Source organism: Paenibacillus agilis (assembly GCF_007786455.1).
Lineage (GTDB): Bacteria > Bacillota > Bacilli > Paenibacillales > Paenibacillaceae > Paenibacillus_B > Paenibacillus_B agilis.
In genome coordinates this window covers 361806-378082 of record NZ_VNJK01000001.1, presented here as the reverse complement: position 1 = coordinate 378082, position 16277 = coordinate 361806, and the positions used below count along the sequence as shown (strand labels likewise).

General features: G+C 44.1%; 15 protein-coding genes. 6 read left to right on the top strand and 9 right to left on the bottom strand.

What is annotated here, in order from left to right:
* Nucleotides 1-395: 395 nt before the first annotated feature.
* The 3 genes from FPZ44_RS01635 to FPZ44_RS01625 all read right to left on the bottom strand — a co-directional run bounded on the left by FPZ44_RS01635 (nucleotide 396) and on the right by FPZ44_RS01625 (nucleotide 3629).
* The gene (locus tag FPZ44_RS01635; RefSeq protein WP_261378166.1) at nucleotides 396-1469 is read right to left on the bottom strand and encodes an ABC transporter permease; all 1074 of its coding nucleotides are present in this window, start codon (nucleotides 1467-1469) and stop codon (nucleotides 396-398) included.
* Nucleotides 1438-2409 carry an ABC transporter ATP-binding protein gene (locus FPZ44_RS01630; RefSeq protein WP_144991626.1) on the bottom strand — a complete coding sequence of 324 codons (972 nt, stop codon included), beginning with the start codon at nucleotides 2407-2409 and terminating at the stop codon, nucleotides 1438-1440. The genes FPZ44_RS01635 and FPZ44_RS01630 overlap by 32 nt, the downstream gene beginning before the upstream one ends.
* Before the next feature lie 65 nt (nucleotides 2410-2474).
* Entirely contained in the window at nucleotides 2475-3629 is a 1155-nt protein-coding gene (locus FPZ44_RS01625) for a COG1470 family protein (protein WP_144986795.1), read from the bottom strand.
* 279 nt (nucleotides 3630-3908) lie between these two features.
* On the opposite strand from FPZ44_RS01625, the gene FPZ44_RS01620 reads away from it, so the two are divergent.
* Together FPZ44_RS01620 and FPZ44_RS01615 are read left to right on the top strand one after the other, a co-directional pair.
* A complete protein-coding gene (locus tag FPZ44_RS01620; protein ID WP_144986793.1) occupies nucleotides 3909-4442 on the top strand; it encodes an RNA polymerase sigma factor in 534 nt (177 codons plus the stop codon).
* Nucleotides 4435-5118: an anti-sigma factor family protein gene (locus tag FPZ44_RS01615; protein WP_144986791.1), complete on the top strand. Its 684-nt coding sequence runs from the start codon at nucleotides 4435-4437 to the stop codon at nucleotides 5116-5118. Before FPZ44_RS01620 ends, FPZ44_RS01615 begins: the two co-directional genes overlap by 8 nt.
* Nucleotides 5119-5248: 130 nt before the next feature.
* Here the strand turns inward: FPZ44_RS01615 and FPZ44_RS01610 are convergent, their stop codons facing one another.
* Together FPZ44_RS01610 and FPZ44_RS01605 are read right to left on the bottom strand one after the other, a co-directional pair.
* On the bottom strand, nucleotides 5249-6946 hold the full coding sequence (locus tag FPZ44_RS01610; protein WP_144986789.1) for an alpha/beta hydrolase family protein: 1698 nt from the start codon (nucleotides 6944-6946) through the stop codon (nucleotides 5249-5251).
* Nucleotides 6947-7090: 144 nt separating this feature from the next.
* Nucleotides 7091-7693 (bottom strand): TetR/AcrR family transcriptional regulator, encoded by a 603-nt coding sequence (locus FPZ44_RS01605; protein ID WP_144986787.1) that lies wholly within the window; start codon nucleotides 7691-7693, stop codon nucleotides 7091-7093.
* 184 nt (nucleotides 7694-7877) lie between these two features.
* Here FPZ44_RS01605 and FPZ44_RS01600 point away from each other — a divergent pair, with 184 nt between their 5' ends.
* Nucleotides 7878-9074, top strand: a complete 1197-nt coding sequence (locus FPZ44_RS01600) for a YhgE/Pip domain-containing protein (RefSeq protein WP_144986785.1) — start codon at nucleotides 7878-7880, stop codon at nucleotides 9072-9074.
* A 184-nt stretch (nucleotides 9075-9258) separates the two neighbouring features.
* On the opposite strand, the gene FPZ44_RS01595 is transcribed toward FPZ44_RS01600, so the two are convergent.
* Nucleotides 9259-10635 carry an alkaline phosphatase gene (locus FPZ44_RS01595; protein ID WP_144986783.1) on the bottom strand — a complete coding sequence of 459 codons (1377 nt, stop codon included), beginning with the start codon at nucleotides 10633-10635 and terminating at the stop codon, nucleotides 9259-9261.
* Nucleotides 10636-10934: 299 nt separating this feature from the next.
* On the opposite strand from FPZ44_RS01595, the gene FPZ44_RS01590 reads away from it, so the two are divergent.
* Together FPZ44_RS01590 and FPZ44_RS01585 are read left to right on the top strand one after the other, a co-directional pair.
* The gene (locus FPZ44_RS01590; RefSeq protein ID WP_144986781.1) at nucleotides 10935-11906 is read left to right on the top strand and encodes a helix-turn-helix transcriptional regulator; all 972 of its coding nucleotides are present in this window, start codon (nucleotides 10935-10937) and stop codon (nucleotides 11904-11906) included.
* 130 nt (nucleotides 11907-12036) lie between these two features.
* A complete protein-coding gene (locus FPZ44_RS01585) occupies nucleotides 12037-12870 on the top strand; it encodes a zinc ribbon domain-containing protein (RefSeq protein WP_144986779.1) in 834 nt (277 codons plus the stop codon).
* A gap of 424 nt (nucleotides 12871-13294) precedes the next feature.
* Here FPZ44_RS01585 and FPZ44_RS01580 read toward each other — a convergent pair whose 3' ends face one another.
* From FPZ44_RS01580 to FPZ44_RS01570, 3 genes are all read right to left on the bottom strand, one after another.
* Nucleotides 13295-13822, bottom strand: a complete 528-nt coding sequence (locus FPZ44_RS01580; RefSeq protein ID WP_144986777.1) for a hypothetical protein — start codon at nucleotides 13820-13822, stop codon at nucleotides 13295-13297.
* A 106-nt stretch (nucleotides 13823-13928) separates the two neighbouring features.
* A complete protein-coding gene (gene fosB / locus FPZ44_RS01575; RefSeq protein ID WP_144986775.1) occupies nucleotides 13929-14351 on the bottom strand; it encodes a metallothiol transferase FosB in 423 nt (140 codons plus the stop codon).
* Nucleotides 14352-14364: 13 nt separating this feature from the next.
* The gene (locus FPZ44_RS01570; protein ID WP_144986772.1) at nucleotides 14365-15003 is read right to left on the bottom strand and encodes a histidine phosphatase family protein; all 639 of its coding nucleotides are present in this window, start codon (nucleotides 15001-15003) and stop codon (nucleotides 14365-14367) included.
* A 296-nt stretch (nucleotides 15004-15299) separates the two neighbouring features.
* Here FPZ44_RS01570 and FPZ44_RS01565 point away from each other — a divergent pair, with 296 nt between their 5' ends.
* Nucleotides 15300-15731, top strand: a complete 432-nt coding sequence (locus FPZ44_RS01565; protein WP_144986770.1) for an ester cyclase — start codon at nucleotides 15300-15302, stop codon at nucleotides 15729-15731.
* Nucleotides 15732-16277 lie beyond the last annotated feature (546 nt).

Genomic DNA, 16277 nt, shown 5'->3' with positions numbered 1-16277 from the left:
GACAAATATGCAGTTATTTAATTTAGAAATCACCATTTCGCAATAAATCCGGACAAATGTGCAGTTAATTTTCTCGATTATCGATTGAAATGGAAAAAGAGGCTAAAATAAATGCAGTTTTGCGGAAAATATCCCAAATAAGCAGATTTACCGAATAAATACCTGCACTTTTGTCTTTAATTTAAGTCAAGAGAGCTTGCATCTAATGCAACTTACTGAAAGCAACTCCTCATCACCGGGCAATCGCCACGTAAACCATGTAAAACGTGTATAAGGCACTATCACGAGCCAACTATGAAGTTGTACTCAATAATAGTGCCTCAATGATTAGTCAATAAGCTGTAGTTGCTTGCAGGTCGCCCCCCGCCTCATACCTCCCACATACGAATATAAAATTAACGAGAACGAATTTCCTGACGCATAAACATCATATACGCTGCCATAAAGCAAACCAATACAGCAGCAATCAAGCCCGTTAGCTGCGGCCATACGAGCAGAAGGCTTTGTCCGACTGATAGCGGGCTAGGCAGCGCACCATAGGTCTGCTCTGGCGGCACAAACAAGCTCAAGGTGCGCACTTCCGGCATAAGCAGGGTCAGCGTTGCTTCATTGAACAAGTGGCCAGGTGATAGTCGCATCAAAAATTGAACCGTCTGCTGATAATTCACCAATTGATCCATATGAGTCGGATTGACAGGCGCAATCCCTTTCGCAATCATTTCGATAATCATCGTGTAGAACATGCTGAAGAATATCCACAGCGCAATACACGACAATGCCGACGTAGCTGGTTGCCGGAATCGTACCGAAAATACAATCGATAAATTCAACCAGAACGCAATATAGACGACACTTAGCATCAAGAAAAAGATCATACGTAAAAATTCTTCAAATGTTGGTGGGATGCCAAGCGTCAACAATCCAAGCCCCATAATAAGCAGACCAAGTGCGAAAAATAAAATCCCAATGACACTGATGCCCGCTACAAACTTAGCGTTAATGACATAATCACGGTGTATCGGCTGGGCCATCATACGCGATAACGTCCCTTTATTGCGCTCTGAATTGACCGCATCAAAGCCAAGCGCAATCCCGATCAGCGGCCCTAAAAAGCCCACAAACGTAATGAAGGATGGAATCGTTCCGTCAGACAGCGTAAATAGACGCAAGAACAGAAATGAATCTACCGCCTCACCTGTTGGTACAGCTGTCTTAATGCTCGAAATGGCCGTATAGAGCGATGCTCCGCACGTAAGCAGCATTAAAGCGAGCAAGATAACATAGCGCCAACTCAGCATAATATCAGACATTTCCTTGCGAACGATAATCCAGAAAGGATGAGGTCCAGTTCTCGACGCAGCAGCTGTAGATCCCGTATATGCAGCAGACATAGAGGACATCACGCCCCGTCCACCGCCAGAAAATACTTGTGCTGTTTTACGGAGTATTCCGCTTAATTTCTCCTGCATTCGGCTCCCCCCCTTCGAAATAACGATGATAAATCTCATCCAAGCCATACTGTTTCATTTGTAAATGGAACAAAGAACATCCAGACTCAATCAGGATGCGCGATAACTCCGAAGAAATATCTTCTTTGCATCCGATCTGTAACAGTCCGTCCTGTTCATCCACCCTGACAACTCCAGGCAGACTACGCAATTTTTCGATAAGTTCATTATCAATCGGCTTTACACCAACTTCTAACGTAAGAGCTTCTTCAAGGTATAGCCCTTTGGCTAAAGACGGGACATCCCCTTCAACAAGCAGCTCCCCTTTTACGAAAATGCCAACCCGATCACAAATTTGCTGCACTTGATGCAAATGGTGTGAGGACAACAGTACCGTAATGCCTTCGTCACGGCTTAACGCCTTAATTAATAGCAGCAGCTCACGCACCCCTTCGGGATCAAGTCCAAGGGTAGGCTCATCCAAAATAATGACCTCGGGCTTCTTAAGCAGCACTTCCGCCAACCCGAGGCGCTGCCTCATGCCGCGTGAATACGTGCTCGCTTTCTTCATAGCCGCCTCAGATAAGCCTACACGCTGCAGCATAACGTCTACTCGCTGTCTCGCTTCCAGTTCTGGAATTCGATTCAGCCTTGCCGTATACATTAGGTTATCGTAGCCTGTCATATCTTCGTAAAACCCAATATCATCGGGTAAATACCCAACTCTTCTCTTTACCGCAATCGGCTGTCTGACCGAATCAAGCCCACACACACGAACCGTTCCCGAAGTCGGCTCGGTAAGACCCAGCATCATCAAAATAGTCGTTGATTTACCCGCTCCATTCGGGCCAAGCAGCCCGAATATTTCTCCTTCTTGTATGGATAACGACAATTGATTCACGGCAACATGCTCATCGTACATTTTCGTCAAATCTTTGATTGAAATAATAGGTTGCTTCATTTCAGCTGTATCAAGCTTCGTATCCAACACATCATCCATTTGCATGTTAGTTGACTGTTCCACGCTTACCTCCTCCCGTATTTACGGAAAATATAAAACATGCCTCCAATGACACCAGCAATGATGAGTACACCTATCCATCCCCACAGCATCGACGTTTTTACGGTCATTCGGAACTGTACAGAAGAATTGGACTCAGGTGTTTTTGCATGAAGATCAAGCTGGTAATCACCAGAAATCGACTTATCATCCGCTTTGACCGTTGCCGTTACATTAGCTGATTGTCCCGGCTCCAAGCTAGCGATTTTGTCCTCATCAAAGGTAACTTCCCAATCTACTGGCGTCGTAGGAGAAAGCTCGATATCTTTTAATACTGCCGTTCCTGTGTTCGTAACTTGAAGTTCCAGCTTCTTTTCTTTCCCTGCCGTTATGTCCGTGCTTAGCAGCCCACTTGGTGTCGTCAATTTCAGTCCATACGTGCCTGTAATTACTGCTTCCAGCTCAGCTTCTGCCGATGTCGAGTTCGTCGCCGCCTTTACAGGGATTTTGTAGCTGCCTTCCTTCACTTCTGCCGGAGGCTTGACCGACACATTAATATCGGCAGTTGAATTTGCCGCTACTTCTACAGAGGTAACACTTTGCCCGCCGCTCAAAAAGGAAACTGTCCAGCCTCGTGGCGCAGCACCCGAAAGCGCATATTGCTGGTCATTTGCCGTTCTATTTTTCAACGTAAGTGTGTAGTCAAAAGCAGAGCTGGCATCTCCTTGCAAATTTGGTTGCTCTGTCGTTAGCTCTGTTTTGTACGTACCTTGCTCCGTTACGTTAATGCTCAATGGTAAAGATGAGTGACCGTTGGCCTTCAACGTAAAGTTGTATGTGCCTTTTTCCACTGCCAGTGGAACATCGATTTGGAGATTCAAATTTTGTTCACTGTCAGGTTTTACACCAATTTGCTTAATTGCCCAACCACCAGAAGTTAGTTCTGCTTTCCACTCTTTCGGAACGCCTTCTAGCGAGAGCGCTACATTTTGTACATCACTCGTATTGTTTAACACATCGACCGAATAGGAAATCGATTCACCAGGCGTAACCGAAATATTCGTATACGGTGTATACAGTACAACCCCGCTGGCAGCATAGGCGCTATATCCCCCTCCGACTAACGTTCCCATCATCAATGTAAGCATCAAGCTGAATGCGATCATCCATTTTTTTTGCATGCTCGTACCCTCTCCCATCATTGTTATCACTCCAACTACGCACGAGGAGGGCAAATGGATTTATTAAATATAGATAAAAATTCACTTAAAACCAGGTGAAATTCATGAAAAACCATACTTTTTATTAAAAATTAGATCTATATTGATATTCTAGACTTATTGAATTCATATAGATTTCTCATAGATTCACAGCCATTTTTCTAATTCAAGTTAGAGGTGAGGACAATAAAAAATAATACTAATGCACCTAGACTGCTCCATGAGTTAAATGAGGGCTCTATGGATGCATTTGAACAATTTTATGAGCAATACTCGTCTCTGGTTTTTCATATTGCCCTTAAAATGATGAACGATCGGATGGAGGCAGAGGATATTTGCCACGATGTATTTCTCGAGGCGTTTCGCAAAGCGGAGCAATTCGATTCAAAGAGAGGTTCATTGGAAGCTTGGCTTGCCGTCAAGACGCGCAGCCGCTGCTTGGATCGGATGAGGCGCCAAAAGAGGACGATATGCGAGGATGCATGGACGGACATGCCAACAGCAATAGAGTCAATAACTCCCGAGGAACGAGTCATCCGACGACTGGATGAAGAACATTTATACGAAGCCATTCAACAAATACCGAAAACGCAAAGAGATACATTAATTGGATTCTATTACAAATCACAAACTCAGCAGCAAATTGCCCAAAAGATGAACTACCCATTAGGTACAGTTAAGTCATTAATTCGCTACGGCATTCAAAATATACGCAAGCATTGGAACGGCAATCCATTAGGCAGTGCATCAAAGGAGGAGCGCAAACATGAATGAATGTACTTGTAGATTGACAGAACAAGAAGTGATCGACGATATTCTCGGCCAATTGCCTGCAGACCGTTCAGCGCAATGTCGAGCACATATACAGACATGTCCAGCATGCCGTGAGCTGCATCAGGAATGGAAAGGCATATTGCATGGGGCTCAAAATGAACATACACCGCATTCACCTGTCCCTGAACGTTTGCAAACTAGATTGAAGTGGAAGTTTTGGCTGTACAAAAAAATGCCCGCTTTATTGCGTCAGCATCGATTCAAGATGATGTCCGCAGTAGGAGCTGCTGCATTACTGGTTGTTATTTCGATTGGCTGGACACAATCACAGTCCTCTCCTGAACATATGCCATTGTCCGTTATGACTAGCAACCAGCTAGCACGAGAAGACGTAAACGTATGTAAGGTACCCGGCGCAGGCAGGACGATTCCAATTAAAAATCAATCTGGCAGATGGTTGAACCGTGAATGGCCAGATGTATCAATATTGCTGCAGCAATATGACAGTGCTTCTGTAGTCAAGCTGCGTACCATTCGATCAGACCGCCAGACCGTTCAATTTTTAGAAAATTGTTCGGCGTATCCATCCAGCTTTGGCCCTCGTATCAATGAGAACGACAGCGCTGGAGTTGTTAAATTTGCTCCTAATAGGTCAAATCATTCGATAAGAGATTAGTGTATGTATAGGGCTAAGCTTGTTGGCTGATTAGCAGGGCACAATCAGCAAAAAGACCGAGTTCGGGGATAAACGAATTCCCTTGTACTCGGTCTTTATTTTTCACCTATACACATTTATTGCTAATTGCTTATTTTTGGGCTTTAATCCACTTCGCTACATCTTCTGCCACTTCAAGCGGCACGTTGCCTGGGGTAAAATACTCTGCTCCCGTAGACGGCTGCTCGCTAGGAATGAAGAAATGGTTCAGCTTTGGATACAGTTTGTACTCAACGTTGTTGCGCTGCGTCAATTCCTTCTTCCATACATCTAGATGCGATTTATCAACTTGGAAATCGTTGTCCCCTTGAATGACAAAGAGCGGTGTAGTTTGTTTCTTTGCTGCTTCAGCCGCATAGGTGTTGCGGAAATCCATCCACCACTTCGCCATCGGGAAGTTCGGCGGTAACTTGTCTATGCTATACTTCTCATCTTTAATTATTTTCAGGAATTGCTTAAATCCTGCAACTTGTCCTTCCAACTGAGAAATGACGGCTTGCGGTTGTTTTCTATCCTTCGCTCGCTTCAAACTGCCTTCCATCTGTTCCAAAATCAAGTCCTCAATCGGACCTGCAGGTCCAGCCGCAACAATAGCGCCGCGAATGGTTTTGTGTTTATCGTTGTCCAAAATACGTGGGACAAGCATTCCGCCTTGGCTATGTCCAAACACGTACACATTTGCTTTATCGATACGTTTATCTTGCGCTGCCCAATTCGCTGCATAGACTGCATCAGCTACTGTCTCTTGCATGACCGTATAGTCTGGTGCGCCCGCAGCTTGATTTGGATATTCACGAGTCCGCTTCACATAGCGTACGGTAGCGACGCCTTGCTGTGCTAGCCCAATTGACAGATCACGTAATATTTTACTAGCACCATGCGACTCGTCCCTATCATGCTGACCAGAACCGTGCACAAGCACGACAACTGGTACCGCCCCTTTCACATCTGTCGGCAAAGTCAACGTTCCAGGAAGTTTGAATGCATCTTCACCGAATACGATAGACTCTTCTTTATAGCTGCCTGCCTTGTCATAGGCAGGCTTTTGATAACCTGCTGCTGACATATAAATTGGGAATACCTCATTGATAAGACCTTCTGCAGTATAACGAAGCTCTACTTGAAGTGGAATCCCCTTATCTGTCTTAAATGTAGCCGTTACTGTATTATGAACACCATTATGCTGCTGTGTTGCAGAAACAAATTGAACCGGCTGACCCATCGCAGGAACAAGCTGCATCACAGTCATTGAGAATGGGTAGTGTTTCGTCGCTTTCTTCAACGCTTCTGTCAAATATGGCTGCAAAGCAGCCTCGGCTTGAGGATTTGCTACTGTTTGCCCCCATGTCACAACGAATTGGGAAGCTTTCGTCTTCCAATCCGAAGCATCGACGACCACTTTATTATCTTTCCACTCTGCGTTAACGTTAAGGGCCTGCTTGAAGCTATCCCATGGAACGGTCATGTTCTTTTGTTCCGTCAGGCCAGGCTTAGCACTGAGCTTCAACTCCGTACCATTTACATCTGAAACAGCATCATTCAAGCGTACGGTCCAGACAATGTCACCGTAGCTGACTTTCGCAGCGTTAGCAGCCTTGTCCCATTTCACAACAGCACCAATCGATAATGCTGCCTGACGAAGCGGTACTTGACCTGTGTTAACGCGGTCTTCTTGAACCGTTTGAGACTCTTTTGCAGGTACAGGCTCTTGTGTTGCCAGAGCAACTGGCGCCATCGTACCGAACAACATACACGCTGCGAGCATCCATTTCCAAGCTGATTTCTTCATAGCCATCTTCCCCTCGTTTTTCTGTGATGTTTGTTAAGCAGCCATCACCATATCTTTTTCTAGTATATGACATGGATAATTTTGATAGTATCATAAATTTGAAATACTACTAAGTAAATAATTGTAAATACATACAACTCTCTTCTAGCTTAAGCCAATGGATCCGCGAGGGCCTTGTTGAAGGATACGCAACATTAGCGATGCCACCTCTTTTGGACGCAGCTTGCAACCCGTCTCGAACCAATGTTGAATAATCCCGATATTGGCTGAAGAGGCATACGCAATTAAATAATCGAGCGGAAATGGACTCATTTCTGCATCTGGAAACAGAAACGTCAGCTTGCTGTACATTTGCTTCTGTAGCATTTTTTTCAACTGCAGCAATATGGAAGTGTCACCTTTCGGTCCTAACGTAACTTTGAAGTAGTCCGTATGAAGCTCCATATATTCTAGTACTCTCACAACTACCCTATAAGGCTCCTTGGTTACCGGTACAGTAAATAATTCGTTTATATCCACTTCCTCCATGATCGCTTGCAAGCCGTTCATCATCTCGCTATGAATCGATTCCACCATATGAGGAACATCACTATAGTGCAAATAAAAGGTACCCCGATTAATACCCGCAGCCTGTGCAAGCTCGCTGACCGTAATTCCATCAAACCCTTTTGTCTCCACAATGCTCAGTAGTGCTTGTCGCAGCAGCTGCTTCGTCCTCAACTGCCTGCGATCTAATTTCTCGGTCATTTTCCCCACCCTTTTCGCCGCTTTTTTTGAACATAATCAACACCACTTAGTTCACGTGATTAGTAATGAACATTAGCTCTATTATTGATTATTGAACTCCCACTTTCTCCCATTATAATAAACAGTACGCTCACTAATCAACATAGTGTTCAATAATAACTAACCTGAGGGGAGAAATGACAAGATGGCTTTTTTGAAACAAAGATCGTTGTGGATAGGTCTGTTAGCGGTTGTTGGGGTTGTGATGTTGTTTGGCTTGGCAATGATCGGGTCTGTAATCGGTTCGAAGCCAAAAAATGTGCCTGTCGCCTTAGTCGCACTGGATAAAGGAGCTGTTGGTGCCAACGGAGTTCCCGTTCAAGTAGGTGAAATGATGAAGCAGCAGTTGCTCACGAACGATCAACTGCCTGTTCAATTCGAAATCGTAAGCAGCGTGTATGAAGCTCGGGCTGGCTTAAATGAACAGCGCTACTACGGGGCTCTTATTCTACCTGCTTCATTAAGCGAAAATATTACTTCTATTGCGACACCACAACCACGTTCAGGACAAGTTGATGTGTTAATCAATGAAGGAGTTAATATGCAGGCCTCTGCATTTGTGCAGCATGTGCTCAATGAAGTGACGATGCGGGTCAATCAGCAGCTGCACAAACAGCTTACTGAATCGTTTAAGCAGCAAGGAGAAGTAAAGCTTACGCTAGATACCGCTAAAGCATTGCTGCAGCCGATTCAAGTCAATTACGAAACGGTCCATCCGATCGGCAGTAATCACGGCGGCGGCAATGCGCCGAATATGCTGACCCAACTAGCTTGGATTAGCAGCTTAGCGATCAGTCTTGTCCTATATGTCGCGGTTACCCGTTCAACAACCAATGGCGGCAAGCGCTGGCTCGCTATCTGTGCACAGGTCAGTTCAGGCATTGTCCTAACAGGGATCATTAGTGGTCTTATTTTATGGATGACCGTGCAATGGTATGGTATGGAGACGAGCAATGCCACCGAATTATGGCTGATCCTATGGTTAGCTGGCGCTGTATTTTTCCTACTACAATCGTCGTTACTAAACTGGCTCGGACTCATCGCTCTGCCTATTATCATACTGCTCTTATTCTTCTCGTTGCCTGTGCTCGCGATGGCTCCGCCATTCCTTCCACAAGCAACCCAAGATTGGCTGTATGCATGGACGCCACTTCGATTCGTCGCTTCAAGTTTGCGGGATGCTTTGTATTTTGATACGGAAGGTCTCTCACATGCTGCTGTATTATGGTCCTTGTTCACCGTATGTTTAGCTGTCGTAGGAACTTCGGTATGGCGAAAAGCTCCTGCTCCATCTGAGGTATCGAATTCGAATCAACCAACATTGAAAAACCTATACAACTAAAAAAATACGCGTCACTCCTCCCCGGGGAGAGGGGGAGATGACGCGTCCAATTCATATTGAGGTTCAGGATGAATCCAAAGGGGATCAAGGGATGATTTGGGGTTACAAATCATCTACTCATGCTGCTTATTCCATATGAAGCGAGGAAAATCTATCATCAATGATGAGTACCAATGACTAACAATTACTTGTGGTTCTCATCAATAATTTTGAAAATCTTCGCTGCATTATCAATGTTGTCAATCAAACCTGCAAACTGCTCCTTGCCTGGTCCATAAGCGATTAGAGGCACATCTTCACCTGTATGTCCGCCCGTTGTCCAGCCAGAGAATGTACGCTTATCGAAAATTTGCTCAATTGCATTATCGATTTCGGTTACATCCTTCGTTACAGCAGCCTTTTTCACACTTTCAATTTCTTCAGGCTTCAATTCCAAATCAATATAGGCTTCCAAGGTTTGTTCTACATCCGCCCCACCAGCAATTTTCGCTGCCATATAGTCCGGTGTGCGCTTCGCCGCCTTAATTGGAGCTACATCGAAGGAATATTCGCCGTCTGTTCCGAGCGAGAATCCGCCCGTAGAATGATCCGCAGTCAATACAACCAGCGTCTCGCCATCTTTTTCGGCAAACTCAAGTACCGCTTGCAGCGATTGCTCGAAGTCTTCCATTTCACTCATTGCAGCTACAACATCATTGTCATGGCCAGCCCAGTCAATTTGGCTGCCTTCAACCATGAGGAAGAAGCCTTCTTCATTTTTATCGAGACGCTTAATCGCGGACTCTGTCATGTCTTTCAAGGAAGGTGTTTCGCTGCTGCGGTCAATCATTTTATCCATGCCGCCATCTGCAAACAATCCAAGCACTTGCTCGCTGTCATCTTTCAACAACTGCTCAAGATTCGTCACATAGCTGTAGCCATCTTCTTGGAATTCCTTTGTCAAATCACGGTCTTTACGAGCAAAGTTCGATTTGCCGCCGCCAAGCATGACGTCGATTTTATGCTTGCCGTATACCCACTCATCAAAGTAGTCATCGGCAATTTGATCCATACTTTTACGCGAATCTTCATGAGCACCGAATGCAGCCGGCGTTGCATGTGTAACTTCAGAAGTAGCGACCAATCCAGTGGACATGCCTTTGCCTTTTGCATGCTCTAGGACGGTTTTAACACGAGAATGGTCATTATCAACTGCAATCGCATTATTATATGTTTTGACACCTGCTGACATCGCTGTTGCAGCGGAAGCAGAGTCTGTAATATTTTCTTTAGGGTCTTCCGGATACGTCATTTGACTTCCTACTAAATGTTGATCGAATAGCGTTTTCTCCATAAGCGGTGTATCTGGGTTGTCTTTCATATAGCGATGAGCCGCTGTATAACTGAAGCCCATGCCATCCCCGATCATGAAGATTACATTTTTAATTTTCTTGGATTCTGGCTTGCTCTCTGCTGCTATAGCATGGCGCTCTTCAAGTCCCCATGCTCCCCCAATAATACCGAAAGCCATCACGGATGCGAGTGCACATAGAAGTAGTTTCTTCGGTTTAAGCTTTATCATTACGCCGAATCCTCCTCAAGGATAGTAGACTTAGGAGATGTCCCCCGTCACAACCTTATCTTAATTGGGCTGTGTTAGCGGACAATATCATTAGCGTAAAATCGATGTAAATTATTTTGTGAATTGTAAAATAGCAATCAAGTTCAATACCATATGTTCGAATGCTGTAAAAACCGTTAGAGTTCGTTTGCTTTCCCAAAATGATTTAACATGATAGTGTGAGTAGGTAGGTAGTTCATACAACTTCTAAACAGAAACAGTCATCCTTTATTTTCAAAGCCTATTAATGAGGAGAAGCTATGAAACTTGAACGATTATTATCGATCCTTATCGTCTTATTGAATCGACGCCAAGTGATGGCAAAAGAACTCGCTGATCAATTCGAAGTATCGATTCGCACCATATACCGTGACATAGAAACGTTAAATATGGCAGGTATCCCGATTATGACTCAGCAGGGAGCCAATGGCGGCATTCGCATCATGGACGGGTACAAGCTGGAACGCAACATCCTTACCTATGATGAGCTTGCATCCATTCTTACCGCACTGCAAAGCTTATCTACTGCCCATACTTTGAATCAGCAGCCGATGCTGGCAGAGAAGCTGCAAATGCTCGTCCCTGAAGCTCAAGGTGAATCGCTGGCTTTGCACTTGCAGCGTTTTCGAATTGACTTATCTACATGGGGCAAATACCCGTTTCTAGAGCATCATCTCACGTTATTGAAGCACGCCGTCGAAGAAGACCGTATCATTCAATTTCAATATGTAGATGCCAACGGCACGAATACGGAGCGGGTTGTACATGCCTATACCCTTCTGCTTAAAAGCCAGCAATGGTACTTATACGGCTACTGCACGACACGCAGCGACTTCCGCTTGTTCAAGCTGTTCCGCATGAAGGATATTCAATTACTTGAGCAGCAGTTTGATCGCAGTGAATTTATCGACGAGGCTAATACGGAACCAGCTACGAATTCACTATCCTTATCTCAACCGTGGAACAATTGGACAGCACCAGAAAATACAACGGAAATTGTTCTTTCATTTGAGGAGTCTGCTAAATCGATGGCCGAAGAACGATTCGGTGTAGAAGCGTTAGTTCCGCAGCCAAATGGTACGTACCAAGTAACGGCATCATTCCCAGCAGATCGCTGGCTGGACTGCTTTATACTTGGCTATGGACCTCATGTTGAAGTCCTCTCTCCGCCTCATTTGCGAGATCGAATTGGAGCATTAATTGAAAAAATGGCGGCTAAATATCGATCTTAGCTGCTCAATCAATCTTTCTATTACGAACCTGACAGACTGTTGTCAGGTTCGTTTTTTTATACTAGAGCTGTACCCGGGATGAACGAATTGTGCAAGACAACTAACCTTCAATTATAAGGAGAGAGATAAAATGACGACTCAATTTTGCCAAAGCTGCAGCATGCCGCTTGTAGATGATAGCCAACTAGGAACTGATGTTAATGGGAGCTTGAACAAAGACTACTGTAAGTACTGTTATGAAAATGGAGCATTTACAAATCCAGATTGTACGTTGGAGGAAATGATCGAGATTTGCGTACCTTACGTAATGGAAAATGGCATGTCTGAGGAAGAAGCAAGACAGCTTATGAAAAATACAGTGCCTTTTCTAAAACGCTGGCGGACAGATCAAGATGAGTTGCCTTCATTCGAACCTGTTCGTTATGAACGCTTGGATGCCATCTCACTCCAAAGCCTTATTACGAAACGAACGAGCAATAAGCAAGAAATGTCCGGCAATGGTGAGATCCCGCAAGCATGGCAGCAAGTGATGTCACAATCTAATACAGAGCAGCCCTCTAGCGAAGGGAAACAGCCTCCTTTATATGCGGTCTATCATCAATATGAAAATGAAATTTGGGGCGAATATAACTTTACTATCGCCGTTCCTGAACGGAATACGGGAGCAGCGGCTACGAATAATGCGGGCACTACAGCTGCGCATGATGTTAATTCATCAAATGCTGCAAATACTGTACAGTCTGAGGCTTGCCTCGTACTTCCCGAAGCGGAATATGCCGTCTTCCGTACTCGCTCCGGCCCAGTTATGGAGGTCGTTGCTGAAGCTTGGCACGGCATTTGGAAATGGCAATCCGAGACAGATCGCAAGCGCACCTACAGTGGTGATTTCGAACTGTACCACGCAGATAAAGTAATTAACGGTGTCGGAGAAGTTGAAATTTATATTGCTGTGGAACGAGCATAATCTACTATTTATAATCTTATATCACAAAGAAGACGGCTTCCCTTATTTTGCTGCATTGGGAAGCTGTCTTTGTGCATTTACCCCTTTATGGTAGCTACAAATACAACAAAGAGCGCACCCTCGAAAGGATGCGCTCTACAGGAAACGGGGCTATTTTATAGGATCAGTAAGTCCGTAATTTGTAAGCGCGTATAATCGTATATTCGTACAACTGTAAGCTGTTATCTCGAATTTCGCTCTAATAGCGTTGGGTTGCATCTGAAGCCGCCAGATGCTGCGGTTGCCCACACTTTCCTGTATGCTGGTTCCCACCAGCTTTCAGCAGGCAACGTAAAGCAATGATCGTCACCAGCTGAAAGCTAGGGAGAACGGAACGTTCACCGTCAATCCCTTTAACCTGCAAATTACATGCAGAGCAAGCCGATTAAGCCATATACTTAGAAGCATCGAAAGCAATCATATTCGTATGATTCGCACGCTCAATCAAGGCAGACAGCTTCGTCACTTCACGAGTCCGTTTCTGTGTAAGCTGGTGATAAACCTCCGGCTCATACAGCGCATATTGATACAATGCTGCAGCTTCACCAGTTCCACCACCACGAAGGCGTTCCCGCTTCTTCTGCTGGCCTAAGTAGCTATAAGCACTCATCTCTTGGCGTGTCTGCTTCGCCAGTTCAATGGCTTCGAGAATCGTAATCTCGCCACCATCCCACGCAATCGTGTTCGCTAGATTAGCCTGAGCAATCAGCACGTCCAACTTGCGATAGTCTTTCAATACTCCATTTAGTTCAGCCGTCATGACATCAATGCTGCGCGATGGGTATTCAGGTGTCTCATTTTTATCAACGTAAACGGTAGTATTATTGCTTCGCTCAATGCGAAGTTCTTCAATCTTGCGGGAAATAGCTGCACGCACACTTAATGCTTCTGCAACCGTAAGTTCATGACTCATGTATGCAACCTCCTTCTTAATTATGGAAGTTTTGTATGTATTGCTTATTCATACGCTCATATTTTGAGTAAGTTGCGCTATTCTATGGAAATTTTCAACCAGTATGTTAATCGTAGAACTTCATATGATGCTTTTCTTTTTTGTAATAGTCCAATCTATCTTGCAAACACCCTGTGTGCAGTTCAAATTTATGACCGTCCAAATCTGTAAAATAGATGGATCGCCTATCCTCAATATCCCGCGCTCTACCAGGTAGAATATTCACATTCAACCGTTCCAATTTTGCCTGCCATTGTTCAAAGTCCTTTTCCTCTATCGTAAAAGCCATATGCGTATAAGATTCTCGAATCTCGTTTCGTGGTATATCCTTCTCTTCATTTAAAGCAATCCATAATCCGTTAAGATCAAAATAAGCAAGCTTGCGCCCTACGACTAACAACTTCGCATCAAATACTTGCTCATAAAAAGCTACAGATTGTTTCAGATTAGAAACAGAAAAACAAATATGATTCATCTGCCCCAATTGCATTATGATATCCTCCTCAGCTCGGAACAGGATCTTCTTTGTAGTGACTGATATCTCCATGCAGCAAAATACTAGGCTCATCGCCTACAAATTGCACTTTGCATAGGCAAGCTGGATGAATATAAGGAAGGTCCCACAGCTTATTCATTGCTCTGCCTTCAAAATAAGCCATAAGCACCTTCACGACCACCGTATGTGTAACGATAACAATGGACTTGCCTCGATGCTCACTAACGATCTCATTCAGCTTGCGAACAGCGCGATCAGATACCTGTTGAAAAGTCTCGCTATTGTCCACTTGGAATTGTGCTGGGTCCTTCCAAAAATGATCGAACTGCTCTGGAAACCGCTCTTTCGCCTCCGTTTGAGAAATGCCTTCCCAACTGCCTAAGCCAATCTCTTTAAAATCATCCGTATCAATAATATCAATAGATCTTGAGCCTCTTATAATCTCTGCCGTTCGATGCGCTCTCCCGCTAGAGCTCGAATACACCCTATCAATGGCTTCATTCGCCATCGACTCTCCCAACCATTCCGCTTGCCGCACACCAAATTCCGTCAAGGGAGAGTCTTGGTGTCCTTGCAATCGGTGCTCCACGTTCCATTCCGTCTGTCCGTGTCTAACGATATATACGGTAGTGATATGATTTTCCATGCTCAAAACCCCTCTCAACGAGATGTGCCTGTTTGCTTTTTCGTCCAATACAACTACTCTACTTCATGCACTGGATAGCTTGCCTATTGCCTACATAGGATCTTATATAATAAATTAAAACATAACATACCATATTGCACCAATCATCCAATATTGTCATTCTAGCATTCATAAAATAAGCTGCTGATCAGCTGTATATCTCTCACTATTTCGCGCCTTCAACGAATATGTAATAGCGCCTATAATAGATAGAATACGATTAGCACATAGTACTTATTCATAAAGGAGAGTTTCTCATGACATCAGAACACGTTGTTAGACAATTTTTTGAACAAGTACGCTCCGGTAAAAACCCAGATTTCGCAAATCAATTTATGGCGGAACATGTATTAGCACATCAAATTGAATCGGAAAATGAACAAACCGTATCGAGAACACCCCAAGAGTACGCTGAACACGTCATCGAAATGATAGAAGCATATGGTCACTTTTCATTGGAAATTCAAGAATTTTTAGCTGCCGAAGATAAAGTATATGTACGCTGGAAACAAACAGGTACGCATGAAGGCGAAATTAATGGATACCAACCAACTGGGCTTCCAGTCATCCAACTGGCAAGTGCGGTATATCGAGTAGAAAATGAAAAAATTGCAGAGTATTGGATTCAAATTGATAGAGCGGGAATTCAAAAGCAACTAGAAGACAATAAAAATACGAACGGCAATTAACTAAAGAAAATTACAAACTTACATATCGATCACCATTTTGTATATAAGTAAACCTCAGAGTAATCACGCAATTTCCTCTAACGGGTGCCACTGACGTTATTTTCGTGAAATCGTCCATTATGGAATTGTAACGGTTGCCCTTGAGCTTATTTTAGCAATAATCGCGAACAAAAGCGCTTAAACCAACAAATAAGCTCGCTGATATCCGTTACATTTCAAAATCGCTCCATTTAGACGAAATAGCCTCCGTGGTAACCGTTAGTGCAAGCAGTGAGCAAGGGTATACTTAACTATCACCACATTTTTGTGAAAAGTTATGTGCAACCCACATTGCATGCACTATTCGATCTAATATGTACAAATAGAGAAATGGCGACGAAGGAACAACTCCTACGTCGCCATTATTTCACGATGCTCCATGAACTAATTTCACTACCACATCACGACAGATCAACCAAGCTTACATCCACTCACTTACATTCCGTCAAACATCGCACTTCATTCACTTACCTACATTCCGTCCAACACTTCATCCACTAGCACTAT